This window comes from Cryobacterium sp. SO2, assembly GCF_026151165.2.
Lineage (GTDB): Bacteria > Actinomycetota > Actinomycetes > Actinomycetales > Microbacteriaceae > Cryobacterium.
On record NZ_CP117849.1, the window covers coordinates 40,527 to 64,097 of the forward strand.

General features: G+C 69.1%; 21 protein-coding genes. 15 read left to right on the forward strand and 6 right to left on the reverse strand.

What is annotated here, in order from left to right; translation table 11 throughout:
- Window positions 1-20 precede the first annotated feature (20 nt).
- The 12 genes from pnuC (at window position 21) to BJQ94_RS00265 (ending at window position 14,573) form a co-directional block, all read left to right on the forward strand.
- Window positions 21-659: a nicotinamide riboside transporter PnuC gene (gene pnuC, locus BJQ94_RS00210; protein ID WP_265399425.1), complete on the forward strand. Its 639-nt coding sequence runs from the start codon at window positions 21-23 to the stop codon at window positions 657-659.
- Entirely contained in the window at window positions 652-1,767 is a 1,116-nt protein-coding gene (locus tag BJQ94_RS00215; protein ID WP_265399426.1) for an AAA family ATPase, read from the forward strand. The genes pnuC and BJQ94_RS00215 overlap by 8 nt, the downstream gene beginning before the upstream one ends.
- Before the next feature lie 9 nt (window positions 1,768-1,776).
- The gene (locus tag BJQ94_RS00220; protein ID WP_265399427.1) at window positions 1,777-3,354 is read left to right on the forward strand and encodes an AAA family ATPase; all 1,578 of its coding nucleotides are present in this window, start codon (window positions 1,777-1,779) and stop codon (window positions 3,352-3,354) included.
- Window positions 3,351-4,136, forward strand: a complete 786-nt coding sequence (locus tag BJQ94_RS00225) for a hypothetical protein (RefSeq protein ID WP_265399428.1) — start codon at window positions 3,351-3,353, stop codon at window positions 4,134-4,136. The genes BJQ94_RS00220 and BJQ94_RS00225 overlap by 4 nt, the downstream gene beginning before the upstream one ends.
- Window positions 4,133-6,127 carry a VWA domain-containing protein gene (locus tag BJQ94_RS00230; RefSeq protein ID WP_265399429.1) on the forward strand — a complete coding sequence of 665 codons (1,995 nt, stop codon included), beginning with the start codon at window positions 4,133-4,135 and terminating at the stop codon, window positions 6,125-6,127. Before BJQ94_RS00225 ends, BJQ94_RS00230 begins: the two co-directional genes overlap by 4 nt.
- Window positions 6,120-7,001, forward strand: coding sequence for a hypothetical protein (locus BJQ94_RS00235; protein ID WP_265399430.1), 882 nt, complete (start codon window positions 6,120-6,122; stop codon window positions 6,999-7,001). Before BJQ94_RS00230 ends, BJQ94_RS00235 begins: the two co-directional genes overlap by 8 nt.
- Window positions 6,994-8,373 (forward strand): AMP-binding protein, encoded by a 1,380-nt coding sequence (locus BJQ94_RS00240; protein ID WP_265399431.1) that lies wholly within the window; start codon window positions 6,994-6,996, stop codon window positions 8,371-8,373. The genes BJQ94_RS00235 and BJQ94_RS00240 overlap by 8 nt, the downstream gene beginning before the upstream one ends.
- Before the next feature lie 175 nt (window positions 8,374-8,548).
- Window positions 8,549-9,067: a DinB family protein gene (locus tag BJQ94_RS00245; RefSeq protein ID WP_265399432.1), complete on the forward strand. Its 519-nt coding sequence runs from the start codon at window positions 8,549-8,551 to the stop codon at window positions 9,065-9,067.
- Window positions 9,068-9,175: 108 nt separating this feature from the next.
- Complete coding sequence (locus tag BJQ94_RS00250; protein WP_265399433.1) at window positions 9,176-10,063, forward strand: PRD domain-containing protein; 888 nt, start codon at window positions 9,176-9,178, stop codon at window positions 10,061-10,063.
- A 202-nt stretch (window positions 10,064-10,265) separates the two neighbouring features.
- On the forward strand, window positions 10,266-12,116 hold the full coding sequence (locus BJQ94_RS00255; protein WP_265399434.1) for a beta-glucoside-specific PTS transporter subunit IIABC: 1,851 nt from the start codon (window positions 10,266-10,268) through the stop codon (window positions 12,114-12,116).
- Between the two features lie 96 nt (window positions 12,117-12,212).
- Window positions 12,213-13,634, forward strand: coding sequence for a glycoside hydrolase family 1 protein (locus tag BJQ94_RS00260; RefSeq protein ID WP_265399435.1), 1,422 nt, complete (start codon window positions 12,213-12,215; stop codon window positions 13,632-13,634).
- Between the two features lie 81 nt (window positions 13,635-13,715).
- A complete protein-coding gene (locus BJQ94_RS00265; protein WP_265399436.1) occupies window positions 13,716-14,573 on the forward strand; it encodes a Cof-type HAD-IIB family hydrolase in 858 nt (285 codons plus the stop codon).
- A gap of 88 nt (window positions 14,574-14,661) precedes the next feature.
- On the opposite strand, the gene BJQ94_RS00270 is transcribed toward BJQ94_RS00265, so the two are convergent.
- The 5 genes from BJQ94_RS00270 to BJQ94_RS00290 are packed head-to-tail and all read right to left on the reverse strand — an operon-like array spanning window position 14,662 to window position 19,426.
- Entirely contained in the window at window positions 14,662-15,855 is a 1,194-nt protein-coding gene (locus tag BJQ94_RS00270; protein WP_265399437.1) for an acetyl-CoA acetyltransferase, read from the reverse strand.
- Window positions 15,852-16,505, reverse strand: coding sequence for a CoA transferase subunit B (locus tag BJQ94_RS00275; RefSeq protein ID WP_265399438.1), 654 nt, complete (start codon window positions 16,503-16,505; stop codon window positions 15,852-15,854). The genes BJQ94_RS00270 and BJQ94_RS00275 overlap by 4 nt, the downstream gene beginning before the upstream one ends.
- Window positions 16,502-17,242 carry a CoA transferase subunit A gene (locus tag BJQ94_RS00280; RefSeq protein WP_265399439.1) on the reverse strand — a complete coding sequence of 247 codons (741 nt, stop codon included), beginning with the start codon at window positions 17,240-17,242 and terminating at the stop codon, window positions 16,502-16,504. Before BJQ94_RS00280 ends, BJQ94_RS00275 begins: the two co-directional genes overlap by 4 nt.
- A 49-nt stretch (window positions 17,243-17,291) precedes the next feature.
- Window positions 17,292-18,038, reverse strand: coding sequence for a 3-hydroxybutyrate dehydrogenase (locus BJQ94_RS00285; protein WP_265399440.1), 747 nt, complete (start codon window positions 18,036-18,038; stop codon window positions 17,292-17,294).
- Window positions 18,038-19,426 carry an MFS transporter gene (locus BJQ94_RS00290; protein WP_265399441.1) on the reverse strand — a complete coding sequence of 463 codons (1,389 nt, stop codon included), beginning with the start codon at window positions 19,424-19,426 and terminating at the stop codon, window positions 18,038-18,040. The genes BJQ94_RS00285 and BJQ94_RS00290 overlap by 1 nt, the downstream gene beginning before the upstream one ends.
- 153 nt (window positions 19,427-19,579) lie before the next feature.
- Here BJQ94_RS00290 and BJQ94_RS00295 point away from each other — a divergent pair, with 153 nt between their 5' ends.
- On the forward strand, window positions 19,580-20,500 hold the full coding sequence (locus BJQ94_RS00295; RefSeq protein WP_265399442.1) for a LysR family transcriptional regulator: 921 nt from the start codon (window positions 19,580-19,582) through the stop codon (window positions 20,498-20,500).
- Between the two features lie 9 nt (window positions 20,501-20,509).
- Complete coding sequence (locus BJQ94_RS00300) at window positions 20,510-21,340, forward strand: aminoglycoside phosphotransferase family protein (RefSeq protein ID WP_265399443.1); 831 nt, start codon at window positions 20,510-20,512, stop codon at window positions 21,338-21,340.
- Between the two features lie 82 nt (window positions 21,341-21,422).
- On the opposite strand, the gene BJQ94_RS00305 is transcribed toward BJQ94_RS00300, so the two are convergent.
- Window positions 21,423-22,631 carry an integrase core domain-containing protein gene (locus BJQ94_RS00305; RefSeq protein ID WP_275875463.1) on the reverse strand — a complete coding sequence of 403 codons (1,209 nt, stop codon included), beginning with the start codon at window positions 22,629-22,631 and terminating at the stop codon, window positions 21,423-21,425.
- A gap of 223 nt (window positions 22,632-22,854) precedes the next feature.
- Here BJQ94_RS00305 and BJQ94_RS00310 point away from each other — a divergent pair, with 223 nt between their 5' ends.
- Complete coding sequence (locus BJQ94_RS00310; protein WP_265399445.1) at window positions 22,855-23,523, forward strand: histidine phosphatase family protein; 669 nt, start codon at window positions 22,855-22,857, stop codon at window positions 23,521-23,523.
- The last annotated feature ends 48 nt before the right edge of the window (window positions 23,524-23,571 follow it).

A 23,571-nucleotide genomic window follows, 5' to 3' on the forward strand; every position in this document is an offset into this window, starting at 1 on the left:
CGCCTTTTAGACTGGGGGCCATGGGGGACTGGCTGGCAAGTAATTGGACCGAGGTGCTGGGATTCGGCACCGGGGCCGCGTGCGTGTTTCTGGCCGCGCGCCGCAACATCTGGAACTTCCCGCTCGGGATCGCGAACAACCTGGTCTTCATCGTGCTGTTCTTCGGCGCCGCGCTGTACGCCGATCTCGGTCTGCAGATCGTCTACCTGGTGCTCGGCGTGACGGGCTGGTACGGCTGGTCGCGGCACCGCGCGGCCGACGACCGCGCGCTGATCACCCGGATGCCGCGGCGCAGCATCCTGCCGCTGGCACTGGCCGCGGTGGCCGGCACCGCGATCATTGCTCTCGCCCTGCACTCCTACACCGATTCCACCACCGAGATCGCGGATGCCGCCACCACGGCGGTGAGCCTGGTCGCGCAGTACATGCTCAACCGGCGCTGGCTGGAGAACTGGTTCGTCTGGATCGCCGTCGACGTGGCCTATGTCGGCCTGTTCCTCTATAAAGGCCTGAACATCACCGCCGCGCTCTACCTGCTCTTCATCGGTCTCTGTGTCTTCGGCCTGCGCGGCTGGCTGCGCGCCCGCGCGCAGCAGACCGGGGCCGCGACAGCCGTCGCTCCCCGCCAGCCCGTGCCGGCCGGCTCGACAGGTGCCTGACCGGGCGCCGGGCCCCTCGCCGGGCCCCGCGACCCGCTTTCGCCACGGCCTGGTGCTCGGCAAGTTCTACCCGCTGCACGCCGGGCATTCGAGCCTGATCCGCACGGCCCTCGCCCGCTGCGACCGGGTCACCGTGCAGCTGCTCGGCGCCAGCCAGGAGTCCATCCCGCTCAGCGTGCGCGAGCAGTGGCTGCGCGAGGAGCACCCCACCGCCCACATCAGGTGCGCCATCGACGACGCCCCGGTCGACTTCGACTCCGCGGATGCCTGGGAGGAGCACATGCTGCCGATCCGGGCGCTGCTCGACGCGCCCGTTGACGCCGTCTTCTCCAGCGACTCCTACGGCGCCGAACTCGCCGCCCGCCTGGGCGCCGAGTGGGTGCAGGTCGACCCCGGCCGCCGGCACACCCCGGTCTCCGGCACCGCGATCCGGGCGGATGTGCCCGGGCACTGGTGGGCGCTGGCGCCCGCCGTGCGCGCCTGGTTGACCCCGCGGGTGGTGGTGCTCGGCGCCGAATCGACCGGCTCCACCACCCTCGCGGCGGCCCTCGCCGCGCACTACGACACCGAGTGGGTGCCCGAGTACGGCCGCGAGCACAGCGAAACGCGCGCGGGCGGCCTGGACACCCCCTGGCGCAGCGACGAGTTCGACCTCATCGTGGACCGGCAGATCGCGCTCGAGAACGCCGTCCGGCGCCGGGTTCCGCGGCCGCTGCTCATCTGCGACACCGACGTGCTCGCCACCACGCTCTGGCACGAGCGTTACGTCGGGCCGGCCCCGGCCGCGCTCGTGGCCAGGGCCGCGGCGCATCCGCCGGCGCTCTACCTGCTCACCGGCGACGAGATCCCGTTCGTGCAAGACGGGATGCGCGACGGCGAGCACCTCCGGCACGACATGCAGCAGCGCTTTCGGGACGCCCTGGCCGGGCAGTCGGTGCCCTGGCTCGAGACCACCGGGCCGGTGCCCGACCGGGTCGCGCAGGCATCCGCCGCCATCGACCGGATGCTCGCCGGCGCGTTCACCTTCGCGCTGCCGCTCGAGCAGCAGGCCGCGCACGACGCCGCGCACCGTGACGCCGCCCACCGTGCCGCCGGGCCCGCCCGGTAGGCTGCCGTCATGGGGCAGGGGAATCGTTGGACCAAGGTATCCGCATCACCGACGCGCACTGACGGTGCCGCTCTCACCGAGGAGTTGACCGCAGAGGATCTGTTCACCGAGGCGCCGGCCGTGGCCGACACCGCGCTGGACGAGAAGCTGCGGCAGGCCTACTTCTGGCTGGTGAACAGCGCGGTGATCTCGCCGTTCTACGACGTCGAATTCTCCACCGGCTCACCCGTGAGCTTCGCGCTCGGCGATGCCGGCGCGGAACTGCACCTGCCCACCGACCAGTCCTACTCCTCGAACGTGTTGCTGCCGCTGCTCACCTTCGCGGTGGGCGGCAAGTGCCTGCTCGTGGGCGGGCCCGGCCGCGGCAAGACCACCCTGGCGATCCTGATGGGCGTGCTCGCCGGGTCGAGCGCCCGCGAGGTGCGCCGGAACGTGCAGCAGGGCCAGCCGCAGATCACCGTGAGCGACCTGGTGGGGATGCCGCTTCCCCGCGACCTCGTCACCGCCGGGAGCCTGGCCGAGATCGAGATCGCCTGGCGCGGCTGGCTCACCCAGCCGGTGAAGATCATCGACGAGTACAACCGGATCCCCACCAAGACCCAGTCGGCGCTGCTCACCATGGTGGCGGAGGGCTACGTGGAGAGCCACGACCAGATGCGCTCCACGTCGCCGGCTTCCGGGGTGGAGAGCTGGTTCTTCACCGCCAACGACGACGCCGGCGGCGGCACCTTCCCGGTGATCCAGGCGCTCCGCGACCGGATGGACGTGACTGTCGCCGCGCAGGGCTTCAACAACCGGTTCTTCGATGAGCTGGTGGCCAGGGTCGAAGCCGGCGAGAGGCCTGAGGACCACCTGCCCGCCGAGCTCGTTTTCGACGCCGACGAACAGCGGCTGCTCGAGGCGGCCATCCGTGCCGTGCCGCTGCCCGGCGCCGTGCGCCGCCAGCTGGAGTTCTTCGCCAGCCACTTCGAGTTCGTGCAGCACGGCGGCCGCCGGTTCGAATACCGCACCAAAGACACAGTGCGCACCGGAGGCGGCGAGGTGGCCGAGGTGATCGAGGCCAATTCCGGCGCCGACCTGCAGGTTGACCTGGGGTCGCAGACCAGCAACAGCCTCTCGGTGCGGTCGCTGCAGACCCTCATCCGGTACGCCAAGGCCATGGCCTACTTCCGCGGCCGGCCCGTGGTGGGCCTGGACGATGTAGCCGCGGTGCTGCCGTTCGCGCTCCGCGGCAAACTGCTGCCCAATGAGCTGCACCCGCGCTTCGACGTGGGCGCCGACCGCGAACTGGCCACGGACTCGATCAGCTGGCTCGCCGACCTCTTCGCTGAATCCCGCCGGCAGTTCACCGCCCTCGGCCTGGCCGCCAACGACCCGATCACCGACGCGCTCACCCTGTTCAACCAGGGCCTTGACGGCGTCACCTCCGCGCAGGCCGCCCAGAGGCTCACCGGAATTGAGTCGCTGATCAGCGGCATCGCCAAGCAGGGCAAGCTATACGGCCGGCACTTCGACGACCTGCTCGCCCTCAAATACCTGCACCAGCGCTACACCAACTACGTCAGTTGGCTGGGGTTCAGCGGGTGACCCAGCGCCCCCACCACGTTGTGAACGACGACGTGGCCGTCACCGACCCGGCCCTGCCAGAGGTCATCGAGGTCGACCTTGCGCTCTCGGCGACTCGGATCGAGTCGCTGCACGGCACGTCGGCCGGAGCCCGCTACCGGCACTTCCTGGCCCTGGCCCTCGCCGAAGCCCCCGGCGCGGACCGTGACGGCGTGCTCACTCTCGCCGCCCTGGCCGCGTGGCGTTCGGGCGCTCCCGCTTTTCGCACGGATGCGCTCCGCCGGCTCGACCTGGCCCTGGCCGCCGACAGCCCCGCCCTGCCTGCCCTCGCGGCTGCGCTCGGCCTCGGCGAGGGTGACGTCGCCCGATTCGCCGACCTGCAGCGGCAGTCCCGGTTCGGCTGGCCCGCGCTCCAGACGCCCGGCGACCTCGTCGCGGTCCTCGGCGGCTTCCGCGGCCTCTTCGGTCCCTGGCTGGCGCCGCCGGTGGCCGTGCTGGCCGGTGACCGGCCGGGCACCTTCCTGATCCGTACCGGCACCGGCGCAGCCACCGCGGAGGACTGGCAGCTCACCGTGGATGTCTTCGGCCACACCCTGGTGCGGCTCCCGGCCGACGAGGGTGCCGGCTCCGAGTCCGGCAGTGCCGAGTCCGGCAGTGCCGAGTCCGGCAGTGCCGAGTCCGCCAGTGCCGAGGCCGCCGGTACTGCGGCCGCTGCGCCCGGCGCCGTGCTGCGCATCCACGGCTACACGGCGGAGCTCCGGGTGGAGCCCGTGCTGCAGGCAGTGCCGGAGGCGGGCGGATGACGCGTGCGCCCGCCCTCAGCCCCGACCAGCGGGCGGCCTGGCACAGCGCCCAGGCACTCTGGGGTGTCGAGCTGCACGACCCCGAGCTCAAGCCCAACGCCCAGGCGCCCTCGTTCGCGTGGTTCAGCTTCCCGCCGCAGGTGACGTTCGACCTGCCCCTGGCCGAACGGCTGGGTGTCGGCTCGTTTCTGGAGAGCATCTTCGCGCACGAGATCGGCCACCACGCCCTCTCGCCCTCGACCCGGCTGATCAGCCTCAAGATTCAGCACCAGCTGGCGCGCGCCTTCACGGCCACCGACGCCGCACGTATCCCGAACGTGCAGGACGAGGTGAACAATTTCTCGAACCTGTGGTCGGACATGCTCATCAACGTGCGCGTGGCCGAGTTGCAGCGCCGCCGGGACGGCCAGGCGACGCCACCGGAGATGGTGCGGATGTGGACGGTACTGGGCTGGAAGGGCACTGCCGACAGGCTGTGGTGGGTGATTCTGCGCGCTTACGAGATCCTCTGGGTGCTCGCCGCCGGGTCGCTCTGTGCGGTCGAGCCGCCCCCGCCACCGAGCGACCCGGTTCAGGAGCAGCAGCGCACGAGAGCCCAATACTCCACGGCCGCGCATCGCAAGATCGTGCTGGACAACCTCCGGGCCACCAAATCAGAGCGTGCGGTCGCCGAACAGGAGCGGGAGTTCCGGGCACAGGACGCGGCCGCCGACGTGCAGCGCGAGTTCGACGCGTTGGCGCTCACCGATCCGCGCGTCGATGCCGGCCTGCTGGCCGAGACCGTGCGCACCTTCGGCGACGATCCCGTGAGCGGCGCGCTGCGATTCGGGATGCTGCTGGCGCCGTACCTGGTGACGCCGTACCTGGCGGCTCAGGGCCCGTCGGCGCCGGGGACCGCACCCGTTCGGCGGGCCGGGCTCTGCGACGGCGAGTCCGGTGCGACCCCGGCGACGGCCGGCGAGCTCGTCGCCGTGCTGGGCGACGCGCGCCTCCAGGACCTCCCCGAGCATCCGGCCGTGATCAAGGCCCGCAACCTGACCGCGAAGTCCGCTGCGGCCGACGGGACCGGGCCGGGCTCGCCGGCTGCCGTATCCGCCGGCTCGACCGACCAGGGCTACGGTCTGGCCCGCACACTCGAGCTGTACCGCGACAGCGGTGCGAACGCCGTGATCGCCGCCTGGTACCAGACCCGGGCGCGCAGCTACGTGCGACCGCTGCTGCAGCGATCCACGACCGCGCCTCCGGCCGGCACCGAGATCCCCGGGCCGCTGGAATCGTGGGAGCTCGGCGACGACCTGACCGACCTCGACTGGGCAGCCTCGATGGCGCGGAACCCCACCATCGTGCCCGGGGTCACCACCGTGCACCGGGAGTACCTTCCCGACCTGCCGCCGGTCGCCACGGTGAGCCTCGACCTCGACCTGTACATCGACTCATCGGGCTCGATGCGCAGCCCGATGTTCGAATCACCCGCCGTCCTGGCCGGAAGCATCCTCATCCTCTCGGTGCTGCGCGGAGGCGGCCGGGTGCGGGTGACGTCGTTCTCGGCGGCCGGGCAGGTCGCCGGCGGCGCGAGGTTCACCCGCGACCGTCTGGAGGCGCTGCGTGATCTCACCACCTACTTCGGCGCCGGCACCGTCTTCCCGCTCGACCTCTACCGGGACCGCTACCGCGGCCTCGGCCGCACCAGCGCGACAGTGCGCCGACACGTGGTGGTGCTCTCCGACGAGGGCCTGCTCTCGATGTTCGGCACCGGCCAGCCGCAGTTCGCCGACGTGGCGGCACGGGTGCGCAGGGGACTCGACACGGCCACGCTGATCCTGCAGGATGCGCGCCGGTCGGTGGCCGCGCCGGCCGCCGCCGCCGGCTACGACGTTGAATACATCGAGCGGATGGACGACGCCCCGGCCGCCTGCGCCCGCCTGGCCCGGCGCCTGACGACCAGCGCACCGCGGGACCACAGCGCAGTTCGAGGAGGATTCCGTGGCTGAACAACCGGTTCCGTTCTGGCGGAAGATCGCGGAGGCGGTGGGGCTGTCCGAACCCGGCCTGCCGGTGGGGCCCGCTGCTCCCCGGACGGGATCACAGTCTGCCCCGGCGCCCGCGGCCCCGGCTGCTGCCGGTCCTGCTGTGGTTCCCGCGGCGCCCGCCGTTCCGTCGCCGACTCCCGCCGCCGGGGGCGAGCCTCAACCCCCGGCCGCGCCCGATGCCGAGGCCCTGCTCGAACTCTGGTTCGCCCGCGCCGAAGACGACGTCATCGCCTGGCGGCAGTGTGTCCCCGGGCCGAGCGCCGCCGAGATCGGCACGCGGCTCTCCCTGGTGCCGGCCGCATTCCTGAGCGATGCGGTCGCGATCCTGCCCCTGGCCGAACACATTCTGGAAACGGAATATGGTGCCTCGCGCGCCGCGCCCGCCGCCCGCCGTGCCCAGGACGTGCTCGCGGTCGTGGACCAGGTGCGCGCCACCGGATCGAGCGCCGCCCGCCGCGGCGCGGCCCTGGTGCTGTGGCTCTGGGCAAGCGACGACCTGCACGGACCGCTGTCGGTGCCCCTGACGATTGTGCTGCACGACAGGGCGCTGGCCGCGCTCGCCTTCAGGCTGGCGTCGGTGGTCGACCCGGCGGAGTGGGTCAGCGACGCCGACCGGCGCGACGAGGCCGCCCGCCAATTCCTCTTCTGGTCTGGGCATCTCCCGGCCGGTGAAGACGAGGCCACTGCCAGGTCGATCCTCACCATGCGCGATTCACTGCAACAGAACGCCGCTCTCGCCCAGTCCCTCGCCGACCACGAACACCGGCTCGAGGTGACCCGTCGCCTGCAGGCGGCGCGCGCTCGAGAGGCCGCCGCCCGGTATTCGAATGAGTAGCACCGCACCCGGCGGCGCCCCGGCAGCCGATCCCGACGACCCGTTGGCCCTGGCCGAATACGCCCCTGGCCTTGCGGTCGCGCTCACCGACGCGGAACGCTGGCCCACCCTCGACGCGGCCGGCGCCGCGCGCCTCGACGCCGTGCAGCGGCATCCGCTTGCCCCGGACTGGGTGCACCGCACCGGCGACCGTCTCACCGACGAGGGCGTGCGGCGCGCGCAGGCGCCTTTGCCCGTCGAGGGCTGGCTGGTCGAGCACCTCAGCACCGCCCGACGGCTGCCCGCCTACCGCCGGGTGGCCGACAGCCTCGGCGAGCTGCTCACCTGGCCCACCGTGACCCGCGACGACCTACTCGACGACGTTTCTGCGTTCGTGCCGCTGGACGCCGACCTCGATCGCATGATCGAGGGCTCCAGCTCGGGCACCACCGGCCGGGCCCTGCAGATCCCCGACGACATCGAAGAGGTCGCCCGCACCTTCCACCTGCTCGTGAGTCTCGTGGCCGATCAGGGCATCGACTGGCGGCCGGATCCCGGACGGATGGCCCTGGCCTATCTGGTGCACCAGCGGCAGGCGTTCACCTACACCTCGTCGATCAGCAGCTTCGGCCAGTCCACCATGGCCAGGCTCAACCTGCATCCGTCGCAGTGGCCGGCCTCCGGCCAGCGCACCGGTTTCCTACTGGCGCAGCAGCCCCAGGTGATCACCGGCAACCCCACCAGCCTGGCCGAACTGCTGCACCCCGAGTTGGTGGCCGGCTTGCGGCCGCTGGCCCTGTTCAGCGGGGCGATGGCCCTGAGCCTGGGCCTCCGCCGTGACCTGGAGCGGGCCTACGGATGCCCGGTGATCGACGTCTACGGGCTGCACGAGACCCGGCCGATCGCCGCCAGCGTCGACGGCGGCGCGTTCGTGGTGCTGGATCGCCGGGTGCACGTGGAGGTGCTCGACACCGACGGGCGGCCGGTGCCGGCCGGCCAGCGCGGCGAGATCGTGGTGACGGCAGGGGAGAACCCGCTGCTGCCGCTGGTGCGGTACCGCACCGGCGACTTCGCGCGCCTGGTCGACGTGGGCGGACGACCGGCGCTGACCGACCTCGAGGGCCGGGAGGCCACCCGGTTCCTGGCCGGCGACGGCACCCTGGTGCCCAGCGTCGACCTCACCCAGCAGTTGCAGGCCGGCGGGGCGCGCGGCTGGGCCGTGCGCCAGGCCGCGGACGGCACGGTGACCGCCACAGTCGTGGCCGGCGACCCCGGCCGGATCGGCGCGGCGCTCGGTCTGCTGCTGCACCGCCCGGTGACGGTGACCGCGGCGGCGACCCTGCATGGCCTCGGCGAGGGCAAGCCCCGCCGCTACGAGTCCGCGGCAACCTGAACGCAACTGTTCCCCGTGCGGACTTCTGCGTCCGGTGCGCCGGACGCAAAAGTCCGCTTCGGCAACAATTACGGGCCGTGTTGCGGCGGCCGGGGCGCGCGGGTTGGCAGGAGATGCGCGAGGATTGGCAGTCGCCAGCGCACCCGGCCGGGGCGCGCATCCCTACGCTGGGGGCATGCCGATCACCCCCGACACCAAAGACTGGACCTGGGTGCTCGAGCGCCCCTGCACGGAGTGCGGATTCTCCGCCGCAGAGCTGACCTACGACGACGTGCCCGCCCTCGTGCGGCAGAACGCGGCAGCCTGGGCGCCGGTTCTGCAGCGCCCGGATGTGGCGGTGCGGCCCGACGACGCCACCTGGTCGGCGCTGGAATACGCCGCTCACGTGCGCGACGTGTTCCGCATCTTCGCCCTGCGCCTGGGCCTGATGCTCACCGAGGACGACCCGTTGTTCGCGAACTGGGACCAGGACGCCACGGCCGTGGCTGAGCGCTACAACGAACAAGACCCGGAGATCGTGGCCGCGGAACTGGCCGCATCCGCCGCAGCCATCGCTGACGCGTTTGCCGCCGTGCCGGCCGCCGACCGCCAGCGCACCGGCCGCCGCAGCGACGGCGCGAGGTTCACCGTGACCACCCTGGCGCAGTACTTCATCCACGACCCCACCCACCACCTGCACGACGTCTCCGCCTGACGTGGAGTCCTAACTGTGTCCAATGCGGACAATTGCACCCGGTGCGCCGGGACCAATTGTCCGTATTGGGCACAGTTGCATGCGGGTGCTGGCCTGTAAACTGCGGCCATGGCGACGGACAGGAGCGTGGCGCCCACCCCGGCAGTGGTGGCGCACAAGGTGCTCAACAACAACGTCGTCATCTCCGTCGACAGCACCGGTCAGGAGCGCGTGCTGATGGGCCGCGGTCTCGGTTTCCAGCTGCAGCCCACCGACACCATCGACCCGGCCAAGGTGGAGAAGACCTTCATCCTCGAGCAGGGCCGCGAGGCCGACCACGCACGCCAGCTGTTGGCCTCCGTGCCGTACCCGGTCATCGAGGCCGTCACGACCGCGGTCGACGAAGCCGAACGCACCCTGGGCCGCAGCCTCGGCCGGCGCCTGCCGCTGGCCATCATCGACCATGTGCAGTACGTGCTCGAGCGCATGCAGAAGGGCATCCGCATCCCTAGCGCGGCGATGCCGGAACTGCGGGTGCTGCACCCGCAGGAGTTCGACGCGGCCACGGCCATGGCCCGCTCGGTGAGCGCCAGCCTGCAGACGGACCTCCCCGAGGAGGAGGCCGTATTCCTCACCATGCATATTCTGAACGCCACTCGGGATGAGCCGAACGGAACCGCCGCACTGCTCTTCCGCCGGGTGCAACACGTGGTCACGACGGTCGAGCGAGGGCTCGGCGTGCAGCTGGACGCACAGTCGCCGGACTACGCGCGATTCATCCTGCACATCCAGTTCCTGCTGCAGCGGCTGGTGGCCGAGTCGATGCTTCGCGGCTCCGACACGTCGTTCTTCGAGTTCGCCAAGATGAGTTATCCCCGCTCCTATGCGATCGCGGCCGACGTCAAGCTGTACGTCAGTGAAGCAACCGGGTCAGACCTCACCGACGAAGAGCTGCTCTACGTGATCGTGCACGTCGAGCGTTTGGCCAATCAGGTTGTCGATCGCGAAACGCCCTGATGGTGTGATAGCGTGAGCGACGCAGGGCGAAGACGACCTGTGGTAGCTTTTCGGATTGTTACTGCGCAAGCAGGCAAAACCTGAACTCGAACCGCCATACAGCGGTGACGGAGTTCAGGTCTTTTTTTTGCCCAAAATCCGGGAAACGGCTGCCATTGAGAAAGAGAAGCCGCGAGGTCGCGGCGGAAGGTGAACCAGAACGATGGATTACTCCAAAACCGCTGCTGCGGTTCTCAAGGGCGTAGGCGGCGAGGAGAACGTCTCCTCGCTCGTGCACTGCGCGACGCGACTGCGTTTTGTCATCAAGGACGACGCGAAGGTCAACAAGGCAGCGGTGAAGGCCACGCCCGGCGTCATCGCCACGGCAGAGGCCGGCGGCCAGTACCAGGTCGTCATCGGCAACGAGGTTCCCGAAGTCTTCGCTGAGATCGCCAAGATCTCCAAGCTCGCCGGCCCGTCCGCGAACGAGAAGGCGTCGGATGCCCCGAAGGGCAACCCGCTCAACCGCTTCATCGCGATGATCTCCGCGATCTTCACCCCGCTGCTCTGGGCGCTGGCCGGTTCGGGCCTGCTCAAGGCATTCCTCGCCGCGGCCGTCACCTTCGGCTGGCTCGACAACACGACCACCACGTACACGATCCTCAACGCCCTCTCGGATGCGTTCATCAACTTCCTGCCGCTCGCACTCGCGATCACCGCGGCGAAGTACTTCAAGGCGGAACAGTTCACCTCGCTGGCCATCGCCGGTGCCTTCGTGTATCCGTCGATCGTGGCGCTCAACGGCGTTCCGGACATCACCTTCTTCGGCATCCCGGTCACGATGGTCAGCTACGTGTCGAGCGTCATCCCGATCATCGTCATCGTCTGGCTGCAGAGCCACGCCGAGCGGTTCCTCTACGCCAAGCTTCCCTCCGCGATCCGCCGATTCGTCACCCCGATGCTTCTGCTCCTCGTGCTGGTTCCCCTGACCTTCCTCGTGATCGGCCCGCTGTCCAACCTGATTTCCGGTGGCCTGGCCAGCGGCATCGGCTGGGTCTTCGACGTCGTGCCGTGGCTCGGTGGCGCCATCATGGGTGGCCTCTGGCAGGTCTTCGTGATCTTCGGTCTGCACTGGGGCTTCGTGCCGCTGATGACCGCCGAACTCCAAAGCGGCGGCTTGATCTACCTCGTCGCCCCCCTGTTCGCCGCCGTCCTGGCGCAGGCTGCGGCCGTCGCCGGCGTCTGGGTGCGCACCAAGGACAAGAACCTCAAGTCCCTCGCCGCCCCCGCCGCGCTGTCCGGCTTCCTCGCCGGTGTGACCGAACCCGCCATCTACGGCGTCAACCTGCCGCTCAAGCGCCCGTTCGTGTTCGGCATCATCGGTGGTGTCATCGGTGGTGGCCTGATCTCGGCCGGTGGCATCGCCGCCAACGCTTTCGTGCTGCCGTCCCTGCTGGCCCTGCCCGCACTGCTCAGCCAGGGCAACATCGTCCTGCTGTTCCTCGGCCTTGCCGTCGCGATCGTCGTCCCGTTCCTGCTCACCGTCATCGTGGGCTTCAAGGACCCGGTCGCCGAGACTGCGGCTCCCGTTGAAGGCACCGACCTCGAGGTCCTCAGCCCGCTGGACGGCACCGCCGTTCCCCTCACCGAGGTTCCCGACGCGGTCTTCGCCGGCGGCGCCCTGGGCAAGGGTGTCGCGATCATTCCCCGCGTCGGCGCCCTGTACGCCCCGTTCGACGCCCTCGTCGTCGCCGCCTTCCCCACCGGTCACGCCATCGGGCTGCAGCATGCGGATGGTGCTGAAGCGCTGATCCACATCGGCATCGACACGGTCAAGCTCGGCGGCAAGCACTTCTCCCTCAAGGTCGAGAAGGGCCAGCAGGTCAAGGCGGGCGACCTCCTGGTGGAGTTCGACATCGCCGCGATCACCGCGGCCGGATATGACATCACCACCCCGGTCATCATCACGAACCCCAAGAAGTACCCCACCATCGGCTCGCCCGCATCGGGGCCGGTCGCGCACGGCGACTCGCTCTTCCTCGCCATCGCCGAAGAAGAACTCGCTCTCGTCTAGACAGCACACCCAGCACGTCCCGGTGGAGGGGCGGCCCGCTGCCCCTCCATCCCCTGCACTGCAGCACACTGCACTGCGTAATAAAGGAGTACACGAATGACTGTTTCATCAACTTTCCCCGCCGATTTCCTCTGGGGCGGCGCCACGGCCGCGAACCAGATCGAGGGTGCGTACAACGAGGGCGGCAAGGGCCTGTCGATCCAGGACGTCATGCCCAAGGGCATCACCACGCCGCGCACCGAGGGTCCGACGGACGACAACCTCAAGCAGGTCGCCATCGACTTCTACCACCGCTACGCCGAAGACATCGCCCTGTTCGCCGAGATGGGCTTCAAGACCTTCCGCTTCTCCATCGCCTGGAGCCGGATCTTCCCGCTCGGCGACGAGACCGAGCCCAACGAAGAGGGCCTCGCCTTCTACGACCGGATGATCGACGAGTGTGAGAAGTACGGCATCGAGCCGCTCGTGACCATGTCGCACTACGAGACGCCGCTGCACCTCACCGACACCTATGACGGCTGGGTCAACCGCGACCTGATCGGCTTCTACGAGCGCTACTCCCGGGTGCTCTTCGCCCGCTACGGCGCCCGGGTGAAGTACTGGCTCACCTTCAACGAGATCAACTCCGTGCTACACGCCCCGCTGATGTCCGGCGGCATCAACACCCCCAAGGACCAGCTCTCCAAGACCGACCTGTACCAGGCAATCCACAACGAACTGGTCGCCAGCGCCCTGGCCACCAAGGCCGCGCGCGAGCTCGCCCCGAACGCCCAGGTCGGCTGCATGGTGCTCGCGATGCCCGCCTACCCGCTCACTCCGGACCCGGACGACGTGATGGCGTCGCTCACCACCGAGCGCACCAACCTCGCCTTCGGCGACATCCACGTGCGCGGCGAATACCCGGGCTACTACCTGCGGAGCCTGCGCGACCAGGGCGTCGAGCTGACCATCACCGACGAAGACCGCGCCCTGCTCAAGGAGTACACGGTCGACTTCGTGTCGTTCAGCTACTACATGAGCGTGGCCGAGACCGCCGACGACTCCAAGCGCGTCATCGGCGAGGGCAACATCATGGGCGGCGTCTCCAACCCGACCCTGAAGGCATCCGAGTGGGGCTGGCAGATCGACCCCGTCGGCCTGCGCATCGTGCTCAACCAGTTCTGGGACCGGTGGCAGAAGCCCCTCTTCATCGTGGAGAACGGCCTGGGCGCCAGGGACCAGCTCATCGAGATCGACGGCCGCAAGACCGTCAACGATGACTACCGCATCAACTACCTGAACGACCACCTCGTGCAGGTCGGCGAGGCCATCACCGATGGCGTCGACGTGATGGGCTACACGCCGTGGGGCTGCATCGACCTCGTCAGTGCCAGCACGGCGCAGCTGAGCAAGCGCTACGGCTTCATCTACGTGGACCGCAACGACGACGGTTCCGGCACGCTGGACCGGTACAAGAAGAAGTCCTTCGACTGGTACGCCGAGGTCATCAAGTCGAACGGTGCCAGCCTCACCCGCTAGCGTCGATGTATACGTATTAACCCTGTTGGTGGTCTCCGGGACATTGTCCAGTCCCGGAGACCGCCTCGTTTGGAGCTCTAGATGATTTCCCCGCGGATCGCGTTTCTCGACGTCGACGGCACCCTCATCGACTCGGGCGAGGTGATCGCCCCGTCCACCATCGAGGCGGTGCAGACCGCTCGGGCGAACGGCCACCTGGTCTACCTCAGCACCGGGCGCGCCTCGGTGGAGATCTACCCGGCCATTCGCGATATCGGCTTCGACGGCGCCATCAGCGCCGGCGGCGGATTCGCCGAGATCGGTGACGAGCTGGTGATCAGCCGCACCATGCCGGAGGCGGCGGTGGCACGGATGGTGGGCTTCTATGAGGAGTCCGGCTACGACTTCTATCTGCAGGCGTTCGACGAGCTCTTTCCGAGCCCCGGCGTGCGGGCGCGGTTCGCGAGCTACCTGCAGGATGACCAGGAGCGGCGGGGCGAAACCCGCACCGACCTGGAATCGGTCACCGACGCCCACGAGCACCCCGCGCTGAAGGCGTTCGCCGATGTGCGGCCGCTCAGCCACACCGGCATCGCCAAGTCAGTGTTCCTCGCCAGCGATCTCCTTGCCTTCGACAGGGTCACCGCGGCCCTCGGTGGCGACTTCCACGTGATCACCGGCACCATCCCGCACATGGGCAAGGGCAGCGGCGAGGTCACCCTCGGCGGGGTGAACAAGGGATCGACCATCTTGCAGCTGCTGGAGAAGCTCGGTCTCGCCGCCGCATCCGCGATCGGCATCGGCGACAGCAACAACGACATCGAGATGCTGCAGGTCTGCGGCGTCGGCATCGCCATGGGCAACGCCACCGCCGAGGTGAAGGAGCACGCCGACGAGGTCACCACCTCCGTGCTCGACGACGGCGTCTGGAACGCGTTCCGCCGCCACGGCCTGATCTAAGCCGCAACCCTCCACTCAACTGTTGCCAGAACGGACAATTGCGCCCGGCGTACCGGGCGCAATTGTCCGGACGGGGAACAGTGTGGGGTTAGAGGGCCTCGAGGATGCTCACGTAGTTGGCCACACCGACGCCGCCCATGTTCTGCACCAGTGCGCGGCGGGCACCGGGCAGCTGCATGTCGCCGGCGGTGCCGGTGAGCTGCATGGCCGAGACCACGTGTTGCGAGACCCCGGTGGCGCCCACCGGGTGCCCCTTGGCCTTGAGCCCGCCGGACAGGTTCACCGGCAGCCGGCCGCCCGGCTGCACCCAGCCCTCCTCGATGGCGCGGCGGCCCTGCCCCACCTCGGTGAGGCCCATGGCCTCGTAAAGCACCAGCTCGGCGATGGTGAAGCAGTCGTGCAGCTCGGCGAAGTCGACCTCATCCAAGCCGATGCCGGCCATCGTCAGAGTGCGCTCGAACGAGACCCGGGTGGCCGCGAACGCGGTGGGGTCGCGCCGGGCCGCCGGCAGGAAGTCGTTGGCCTGGCCGAACCCGGCCAGGCGCACCGGGTCGGTGGCCGCGCCCGACCCGCGCCGGGCATGCGTGCTGAGGATCACCGCCGCGGCGCCGTCGGAGACCGGGGAGCAGTCCGTGCGGCGCAGCTGCCCGGCCACGATCGGGTTCTTCTCCGAGACGGTGCGGCAAAACTCCTCGCCGAGGTCCTTCCGAAGTTGCGCGTACGGGTTGCTGACGCCGTTGCGGTGGTTCTTCGCGGCGATCGAACCGAGCACGTCACCGATCGCGCCGTACCTCTCGGCGTAGGCGTCGGCCACGACCGCGAACAGTCCGGCGAACCCGGTGCTGGACGGCATGCCGGCCAGGTCGTAGTCGGCGCCGAGCAGCGCCGAACCGACCTGATCGGCTGAGGCGTGGGTCATCTTCTCTGCGCCGATCACCAGCACGGTCTTGGCGGTGCCGGCCAACAGCGACTTCACGCCCTGCTGGAACGCGGCCGAGCCGGAGGCGCAGGCGTTCTCCACCCGGGTGGCCGGCACGTTCGCCAGCACCGGGTCGGCCTGCAACACCAGTGAGGCCGGGAACGCCAGCGGCACCAGGGCGGAGTTGAACTGGCCCAGGTAGATCTCGTCGATCTCGGCGGCATCGATACCGGCGCCCGCGATGGCCTCCCGGGTAACCTGCACGATGAGGGACTCGAGGGTGTCGTCGGTGAGCTTGCCGAACCGGCTGTGTCCCCAGCCGGTGAGCAGCACATCGGTGCCGAACTGGGTGGCGAGGCTCATGCGACGACCTCGCTCGGGGCGGCCGCCGTGAAGGCGGCCTCGGTGCAGTCCCGCAGCTGTTCGACGGTGACGCCGGGGGCGAGGCGGACGAGCCGGAGGCCGGCATCCGTGATGTCGAAGACGGCCAGGTCGGAGATGATGCGGTCGACCACGCCCACGCCGGTGAGCGGCAGGGTGCACTCGGTGACGATCTTGGCGGAGCCGTCGCGGGCGACGTGCTCGGTGAGCACGACCACGCGCGGGGTGCCGGCGACGAGGTCCATCGCGCCGCCCATGCCCTTGACCATCTTGCCCGGGATGGTCCAATTGGCCAGGTCGCCGGTGCCGGAGACTTGCATGGCACCGAGGATGGCGACCTTGACGTGACCGCCGCGGATCATGCCGAAGGAGGTGGCCGAGTCGAACACCGACCCGCCGGGCAGCACCGTGACGGTCTGCTTGCCGGCGTTGATGAGGTCTGCGTCCTCCTCGCCGTCGAACGGGAACGGGCCCATGCCCAGCAGCCCGTTCTCGCTCTGCAGCGTGACGCTGACACCATCCGGCAGGTTGTTGGCCACCAGGGTGGGGATGCCGATGCCGAGGTTGACGTAGTCGCCGTCCTCCAGCTCGGATGCCGCGATCGCGGCCATCTCGTCGCGGGTCCAGCTCATCGGAGTGCTCCTTCAGTTCTGAAAGTGACGCTGTCGGCGTCGCGCTGGCGCACGGTGCGCTGTTCGATCGGCTTCTCGCGGGCGGTGGCCGGCACGAGGCGTTGCACGTAGACGCCGGGGGTGACCACGTTGTTCGGGTCGAGCTCGCCGGCCAGAACGATGTGCTCGGCCTCGACGATGGTGACTCGGCCCGCGGTGGCGACGACGGGGTTGAAGTTGCGGGCGGTGTAGCGGTAGGTGAGGTTGCCGGCGGTGTCCGCCAGGTGGGCACGCACCAGCGACACGTCGGCCACGATGGCGCGTTCCTGCACGTAGCGCTCGCCGTCGAAGTCGGCGTGCGGCTTGCCCTGCGCGACGAGCGTGCCCACCCCGGTCTTTGTGTAGAAGGCGGGGATGCCGGACCCGCCGGCGCGCAGCCGCTCGGCGAGGGTGCCCTGGGGGCTGAACTCCACCTCGAGGCGCCCGTCGAGGAACTGTTCGGCGAAGAGCTTGTTCTCGCCCACGTACGAGGCGATCACCTTGCTCACCTGGCCGGCCTCGAGCAGCAGGCCCAGGCCCAGGCCGTCGACGCCCATGTTGTTCGACACGACGGTGAGGCCCCGCACGCCGGAGTCGCGCACGGCCTCGATCAGGTCGGCGGGGATGCCGCTGAGGCCGAAGCCGCCCACGGCGAGGATGCAGCCGTCGGTGAGGGTGCCGGCGAGGGCCTCCGCCGCGGTCATGTGCAGTGTTGTCATCGGATTCTCCTTGCGGATCTCGGTGCGGTGGGAGGGGTCGGCGGGCCGCTCAGGCGGTCCAGCCGCCGTCCATCACGTAGGACGAGCCGGTGACCATGGCCGCGTCGCGGGAGGCGAGGAAGGCCACTAGGGATGCCACCTCGTCGGGTTCGACCAGCCGTTTGATGGCGTTCTTGGCCAGGATCACCTCGTGCATCACCTCGTCGGCGGGGATGCCGTGCGCCTCGGCCTGCGCGGCGATCTGGCTCTCCAGCAGGGGAGTGCGCACGTAGCCGGGGTTCACACAGTTGCTGGTGACCCCGTGGTCGCCACCCTCGAGGGCGGTGACCTTGGACAGGCCCTCGAGGCCGTGCTTGGCCGTGACATAGGCCGACTTGAACGGGGAGGCGCGCAGCCCGTGCACCGACGAGATGTTGATGATGCGTCCATGCCCCTGCGCGTACATATGCGGCAGAGCGGCCCGGATCAGCAGGAACGGCACCTCGAGCATGAGGGTGAGCATGCGGCGGAACTCGGCCGGGTCGAAGGCCTCGATCGGGCTGATGCTCTGGAAACCGGCGTTGTTGACCAGGATGTCGGCCTCGAGCGTCAGCGCCTCGAGGGCAGCGGTGTCGAGCAGGTCAACGGCCCACGCTTCCCCGCGCACCTGGCCGGCCACGCGTTCGGCGGCCTCGGCGTCCCGGTCGGCGATGATCACGTGGGCGCCCTGGGCGGCCAGGGCCGCCGCGCAGGCGGCCCCGATGCCGCCGGCGCCGCCGGTGATGAGGGCCGTCTGGCCGGAGAGATCGCTGAGCATCAGTCGACCGCGACGGGAGTGAGGCCGTGCTTGTGGGCATCCACTGCGTCGACCTCGCGGAGTGAGATGCCGCGGGTCTCCTTGAGAGTCACCACGGCGACCAGGGTGACGACGCAGGCCGCGGCGACGTAGAGGGCCACCGGAATCCAGGAGTCGAATTCCTTCAGCAGCGCCGTGGCGATGATCGGGGCCAGGGAGCCGGCCAGGATCGAGGTGACCTGGTAGCCGAGGGAGACGCCGGAGTAACGCATCCGGGTGGGGAACATCTCGGCCATGATGGCGGGCTGGCCGGCGTACATCAGGGCGTGGAAGCACAGGCCGATGGTGATGGCCAGAACGATCAGCGCCGGGTTCTGGGTGTCAAACATGGGGAAGGCGAAGAACGCCCAGGTGGAACCGAGGATGGCGCCGGCGAGGTACACGGGCTTGCGGCCGACGCGGTCGGACAGCCGGCCGACCTGCGGGATCACCAGGAAGTGCACGACGTGGGCGATCAACAGCGCCAGCAGCAGGCTGCTCGTGTTGTACTCCCACACCGTGACCAGGTAGACGATCGAGAAACTCACGATGATGTAGTACAGGATGTTCTCCGCGAAGCGCAGGCCCATCGCACCGAGGATGCCCTTCGGGTACTTGCGCACTACCTCGAGCACACCGTAGTTGGCGGCCTTGTCGGCCTCCACCTGGGCGCGGGCCTCGAGGAAGATCGGCGCCTCGCTGACGTGGGTGCGGATGTAGTAGCCGACGACGACGATGATGGCGGACAGCCAGAACGCCACACGCCAGCCCCAGCTGAGGAACTGGTCGGCGGGCAGGGTCCACGACATGGTCAGCAGCACGAGGGTGGCGAGCAGGTTGCCCACCGGAACGGCCGACTGCGGCCAGCTGGACCAGAAGCCACGGGACTGGTTCGGGCTGTGCTCGGCGACCAGAAGAACCGCGCCGCCCCATTCGCCGCCGACGGCGAAGCCCTGAATGAACCGCAGAGCCACCAGCAGTGCCGGCGCCCAGTAGCCGATGGTGTCGAAACCGGGCAGGCAGCCCATCAGGAAGGTGGCGACGCCGACCAGGACGATGGTGACCTGGAGGGTGTGCTTGCGGCCGAGCCTGTCACCGATCTGGCCGAAGACGATGCCGCCCAGCGGCCGGGCGATGAAGCCCACGGCGTAGGTGAGGAACGCGGCGATGATGCCATCGAGTTGGCTGCCGGCGTTGGGGAAGAAGACCGTGGCGAAGACCAGGCTCGCGGCCGTGGCGTAGAGGAAGAACTCGTACCATTCGACGACGGTGCCGACCATGGAGGCCGCGACGATCTTCTTCAGGCCCGAGGTCTCGCTGGTGGGGGATGGGCCGCTCGTGGCGGCGGTGACACGCGAAGTCGCGCTCATGGTGATCTCCTTGAGTATCGGCATTGACACTGGATGGGGGAAAGACGAGGCCGTTCTGCACGAGGAGGCGGTGAACGGCTCCCCTGAGTATTCCTTCTCCACCATGGTGCGGCAATGACCACTTCGTCACTCCCGCTGTGCATAATTGCAGATATGACCGACTCGCGTGCCGGTGCCCCGGCCAATCCCGACGACCTCCTGGTGCTGCTCGCCGTGGCGAGAACCGGCCGGTTCACCACTGCCGCCGAGTCGATCGGGCTCAATCACACCACGATCTCCCGGCGCATCAGCGCGCTCGAGACGGCGTTGGCCGGCCGGGTGCTCTCCCGCACGGCGGGCGGATGGGAGCTGACCGACCTGGGCACCCGGGCGGTGCGCGCGGCCGAGAACGTGGAGGCTGCTCTCGACCTGCTCGGCGGGCAGGCCGACAGCAACAGGGAGCTCTCCGGCGTGGTGCGCCTGAGCGCGACGGATGGCTTCAGCGCGTTCATCGCGGCGCCTGCGGTGGCCCAGCTGCAGCGCCGGCATCCGCTGCTGCGGGTGGAGATCGTGACGGTGACCCGGCAGGCCCTGCAGCACCGGTCGGGCCTGGATATCGAGGTGGTGGTGGGCCGGCCGCAGGCGCACCGGGCCGAGGCTTTCGAGCTGGGGCGGTACACGCTGGGCATGTACGCGTCGCGGGAGTACCTGGCGCAGAACGGCACTCCGGCGAGCGTGGCCGAGCTGGTCGAGCATCCGCTGGTCTATTTTGTGGACTCGATGCTGCAGGTGGACGACCTGGATGCGCCGCGCCGGCTGGTGCCCACCATGCGCGGGGCGCTGAGCTCTACGAACGTGTTCGTGCAGATCGAGGCCACCCGGGTGGGCGGCGGCATCGGCCTGCTGCCCTGCTTCATGGCCGACCGGCACGACGACCTGGTGCGGCTGCTGCCCACGGAGTTCGCCGAGGAGCTGCCGTACTGGATGGTGCTGCGCCCCGAGGCGCAACGCCAACCGGTGATTGCCGCCGTGGTCGACGCCCTCCGCGCCCAAATGCTGACGGTGGCGGAGGCGCTGCGCGGCACAGCCCGGTAACGTGAGCGGATGCGGGAGGCTTCGGGCGAGATGCGTCGGCGGACGGCCGGGTGGGGCGTGACCCCGGCTGGACCGCCGCAGTTCACGCCGTCCAGTGAGCTCCTGCCGGGAATCCGTGACGGCCTCCCGGTGATGCTGAAGATCGCCCGGGTCGACGAAGAAGTGCGCGGCGCGGCCCTGCTGCACTGGTGGGGTGGCCGCGGTGCCGCGCCGGTGCTGGAGCGTGAGGACCGCGCCATCCTGATGGTGCGCGCCACCGGACCGCGTGATCTCACGGCCATGGCCGCATCCGGTCAGGACGCGGCGGCGACCGAGATTCTCGTGCGAACGGCCCGTGACCTGCACAACCGGCCGGTGCCGACCGTGCAGGACGGCGTGGTGCTCGTTCCCTTGCGCGACTGGTTCCGTGATCTACTGGCCGCCGCCGCCACCGACGACGCCCTGCTGCAGCGTGCCGCGGCGCTGGCCGAGCAGCTGCTCACGGCCACGACCCCGGCGGATGTGACGGTTCTGCACGGCGACATCCATCACGGCAACGTGCTCGACTTCGGCGACCACTGGGCGGCGATCGACCCGAAGGGCCTGATCGGGCACCGTGCCTTCGACTTCGCCAACATCCTCTGCAACCCGTCGGAGGAGTGCGCGCTCGACAACCTCGAGGAGCGGGTGGCCGCCATCAGCCGGCAGGCGAGCCTCATCCCACAGGTGCTCGCCAACTGGACTGTCGCCTGGTGCGGGTTGTCCCTGGTCTGGGACCAGGGCGTCGCAGTCCCGTCGTGGCATGCCCGCACCGCCCGGTCCGTCGCGGAACGGCTGCTCGCCATGCATCGCGAACCGTGAGCTGAGCCCCAAAATCCTGCGTGTGATGTCTCAACACATCGTGGACACTTCATGTCTCAATACATCGTGGAGTTTTCATGTCTCATGACTTCGTGGAGGTTTGGGTGGCCATGAATCCTCGGGGCTTGTTGTTCCCGACGTAGGGCGTGCCTTTGGGCGGTCGTGGATGGCTGAGAATCTCCGTCCCAGCATTGTCGTAGAAGGCGATTGTGGTGGCGTTGTAGCTGACGTGGAGTTCGTGGCCGGTGTAGTCCTTTCCGATTTTGAATCGGGTGCCCAGGACGGTGATTTCGCCGTCGCTGGTCACGGTGCGTTGGACTAACTCGGCGGGTTGTTCGGGGGCCGCTGGTGGGGTCGGTGGGGTGGCCACGGCGGTCGCGTCCCAGGCCTCCTGCGGCGTCATGTGGGGCAGCGATTGGTGCTCACGCTCGGTGTTGTAATACGCGTCGAAGTCGTCGAGCTGGGTTTGTAGTTCCTCAAGCGTGGCGGCGATCGGGTGGGTGTTGAGGTATTTCAGCAAGGTTCCGTGCACGCGTTCGTTTTTGCCTTGGGTGGTGGGCTTGCCGGGTTTGCCTGTAATTGGCACCACTCCGAGGCTGACGAGGTGGTTCACGAGAGCTCCTTCGTGGCCACGGCGGGTCGGGTTGAGCGCGGCGCCGTTGTCGGAGAGGAACTTCTGCGGGACGCCGTGCCGGCTGATCGCCAGGTCGACCACCCTGATCGCGGCTTCGCTGGTCTCGCCGCTCGCGGCCAGCGAGGCCAAAGCGAGGCGGGAGTGGTCATCGATGAGTTGGAAGACCACGACTTTGCGCCCGCTGGCGAGGATCCACTCGGTCGCGTCGATCTGCCAGCACCCGTTCGGGTTGGGATAAACGAACCGGCGATACGCGGACCGCGGCTTCTTCTTCGGCTCCGGGATGACGACGCCAGCCCGAGCGAAGATCCGGGCCAGCGTCGCTCGGGACGGCGGAGTCAGGCCCTGCCTGCGCAGCTTGGCCTGGACGCTGAGCGGGCCGTGATCGAAGCCGCGTCGCTTGAGTTCTGCGCGGGTCTCCAAAGCGAGCTTGACCATGCCTGCGTTCGTTTTCGCCGGGCTGTTCTTCGGCCTCGTGGATCCGAGTTCCATCGCAGCGACCGCACCGCTGGCCTTCGTCTCCGCGCGAACTTTGTGGAACCAGGACGGCGACACGTTGTGTGTTCGACAGAACGCTGCGATCGCGCCCCGAGGGGCGTCATCCGGCCACGTCGTGACCAACATTCGAACTCGGGGATCAGGATTCAGAGCGCTCATCACATGAGCAAAGCCCCTGAACTATCCACGATGTCCTGAGACACACTGTCCACGATGTCCTGAGACATAAATGTCCAATATGTCATGAGACTTCACACCCCAAAATCCTGCGATTTTCGGGGCTCAACTCACGGCTCGCGGGATTCTGTAGCCTGAGGTGACGCATCCGCTCAGTGAGAGGCACCACAGTAATGATCCACCGCCCCACCCCCAGCGACGCAGCATGAGCGCCCGGATCCACTTCGTGCGCCACGCCGAAACCCTCTTCAACGTGAACGGGCAGTTGCAGGGCTGGTGCGACGCCCCACTCACCGAACGCGGCGAAGGCCAGGTGGCGGCGTTGGGCGAACGGATGCGCCAGGTGCCGCTCGCGGCGGCGTTCATGAGTGACCTCACCCGCACCCGCACCACCATGGCGGGCGCCCTCGCCGGGCATCCGCACCTCGTGCCCACCCCGATGCGCGAGCTGCGGGAGTGGCACTTCGGCAGCTGGGAGGGCCAGCCCAACCCCTCGCTGTGGGGGCCGGTCTTCGCCGAACTCGGCACAACCTACGCGCCGGGCAACTTTGCCGGGATCACCGCGGACGGCTTCGACGACCTCATCGACGCCATCCACCGCAGCGACCCGCTCGGCCGGGCCGACTCGGCGCTGGACGTGCGCACCCGCGTCGACGCCGCCCTCGCGACTGTGGTCGCCGCCGCCGAGGACGCCGCGCTGGCCGGCACCGGCGACGTGCTTGTCGTCACCCACGGGTCCGTCCTCGGCAGTATCCTGCACGCCCTGGTGCCGGAGTCGCGGCCCCGGACCGGGTTCCCCAACTGCGGCATCGTGAGCGTGACCTGGCACGAGGGGCAGGGGATCGCGGACCCGATCGACGCATCCTGCGCGTAGGCCGAGATCGGGTGGAACTTTCAGCATCCAGGCGTAAAGTCAGGCCTA

Excerpts from the sequence above, each read along its gene's own strand:
- pnuC (WP_265399425.1), top strand. The coding sequence starts at position 21 with ATGGGGGACTGGCTGGCAAGTAATTGGACCGAGGTGCTGGGATTCGGC.
- BJQ94_RS00220 (WP_265399427.1), top strand. The coding sequence starts at position 1,777 with ATGGGGCAGGGGAATCGTTGGACCAAGGTATCCGCATCACCGACGCGC.
- BJQ94_RS00230 (WP_265399429.1), top strand. The coding sequence starts at position 4,133 with ATGACGCGTGCGCCCGCCCTCAGCCCCGACCAGCGGGCGGCCTGGCAC.
- BJQ94_RS00240 (WP_265399431.1), top strand. The coding sequence starts at position 6,994 with ATGAGTAGCACCGCACCCGGCGGCGCCCCGGCAGCCGATCCCGACGAC.
- BJQ94_RS00245 (WP_265399432.1), top strand. The coding sequence starts at position 8,549 with ATGCCGATCACCCCCGACACCAAAGACTGGACCTGGGTGCTCGAGCGC.
- BJQ94_RS00250 (WP_265399433.1), top strand. The coding sequence starts at position 9,176 with ATGGCGACGGACAGGAGCGTGGCGCCCACCCCGGCAGTGGTGGCGCAC.
- BJQ94_RS00255 (WP_265399434.1), top strand. The coding sequence starts at position 10,266 with ATGGATTACTCCAAAACCGCTGCTGCGGTTCTCAAGGGCGTAGGCGGC.
- BJQ94_RS00260 (WP_265399435.1), top strand. The coding sequence starts at position 12,213 with ATGACTGTTTCATCAACTTTCCCCGCCGATTTCCTCTGGGGCGGCGCC.
- BJQ94_RS00265 (WP_265399436.1), top strand. The coding sequence starts at position 13,716 with ATGATTTCCCCGCGGATCGCGTTTCTCGACGTCGACGGCACCCTCATC.
- BJQ94_RS00270 (WP_265399437.1), bottom strand. The coding sequence starts at position 15,855 with ATGAGCCTCGCCACCCAGTTCGGCACCGATGTGCTGCTCACCGGCTGG.
- BJQ94_RS00275 (WP_265399438.1), bottom strand. The coding sequence starts at position 16,505 with ATGAGCTGGACCCGCGACGAGATGGCCGCGATCGCGGCATCCGAGCTG.
- BJQ94_RS00280 (WP_265399439.1), bottom strand. The coding sequence starts at position 17,242 with ATGACAACACTGCACATGACCGCGGCGGAGGCCCTCGCCGGCACCCTC.
- BJQ94_RS00285 (WP_265399440.1), bottom strand. The coding sequence starts at position 18,038 with ATGCTCAGCGATCTCTCCGGCCAGACGGCCCTCATCACCGGCGGCGCC.
- BJQ94_RS00290 (WP_265399441.1), bottom strand. The coding sequence starts at position 19,426 with ATGAGCGCGACTTCGCGTGTCACCGCCGCCACGAGCGGCCCATCCCCC.
- BJQ94_RS00295 (WP_265399442.1), top strand. The coding sequence starts at position 19,580 with ATGACCGACTCGCGTGCCGGTGCCCCGGCCAATCCCGACGACCTCCTG.
- BJQ94_RS00300 (WP_265399443.1), top strand. The coding sequence starts at position 20,510 with ATGCGGGAGGCTTCGGGCGAGATGCGTCGGCGGACGGCCGGGTGGGGC.
- BJQ94_RS00305 (WP_275875463.1), bottom strand. The coding sequence starts at position 22,631 with ATGAGCGCTCTGAATCCTGATCCCCGAGTTCGAATGTTGGTCACGACG.
- BJQ94_RS00310 (WP_265399445.1), top strand. The coding sequence starts at position 22,855 with ATGAGCGCCCGGATCCACTTCGTGCGCCACGCCGAAACCCTCTTCAAC.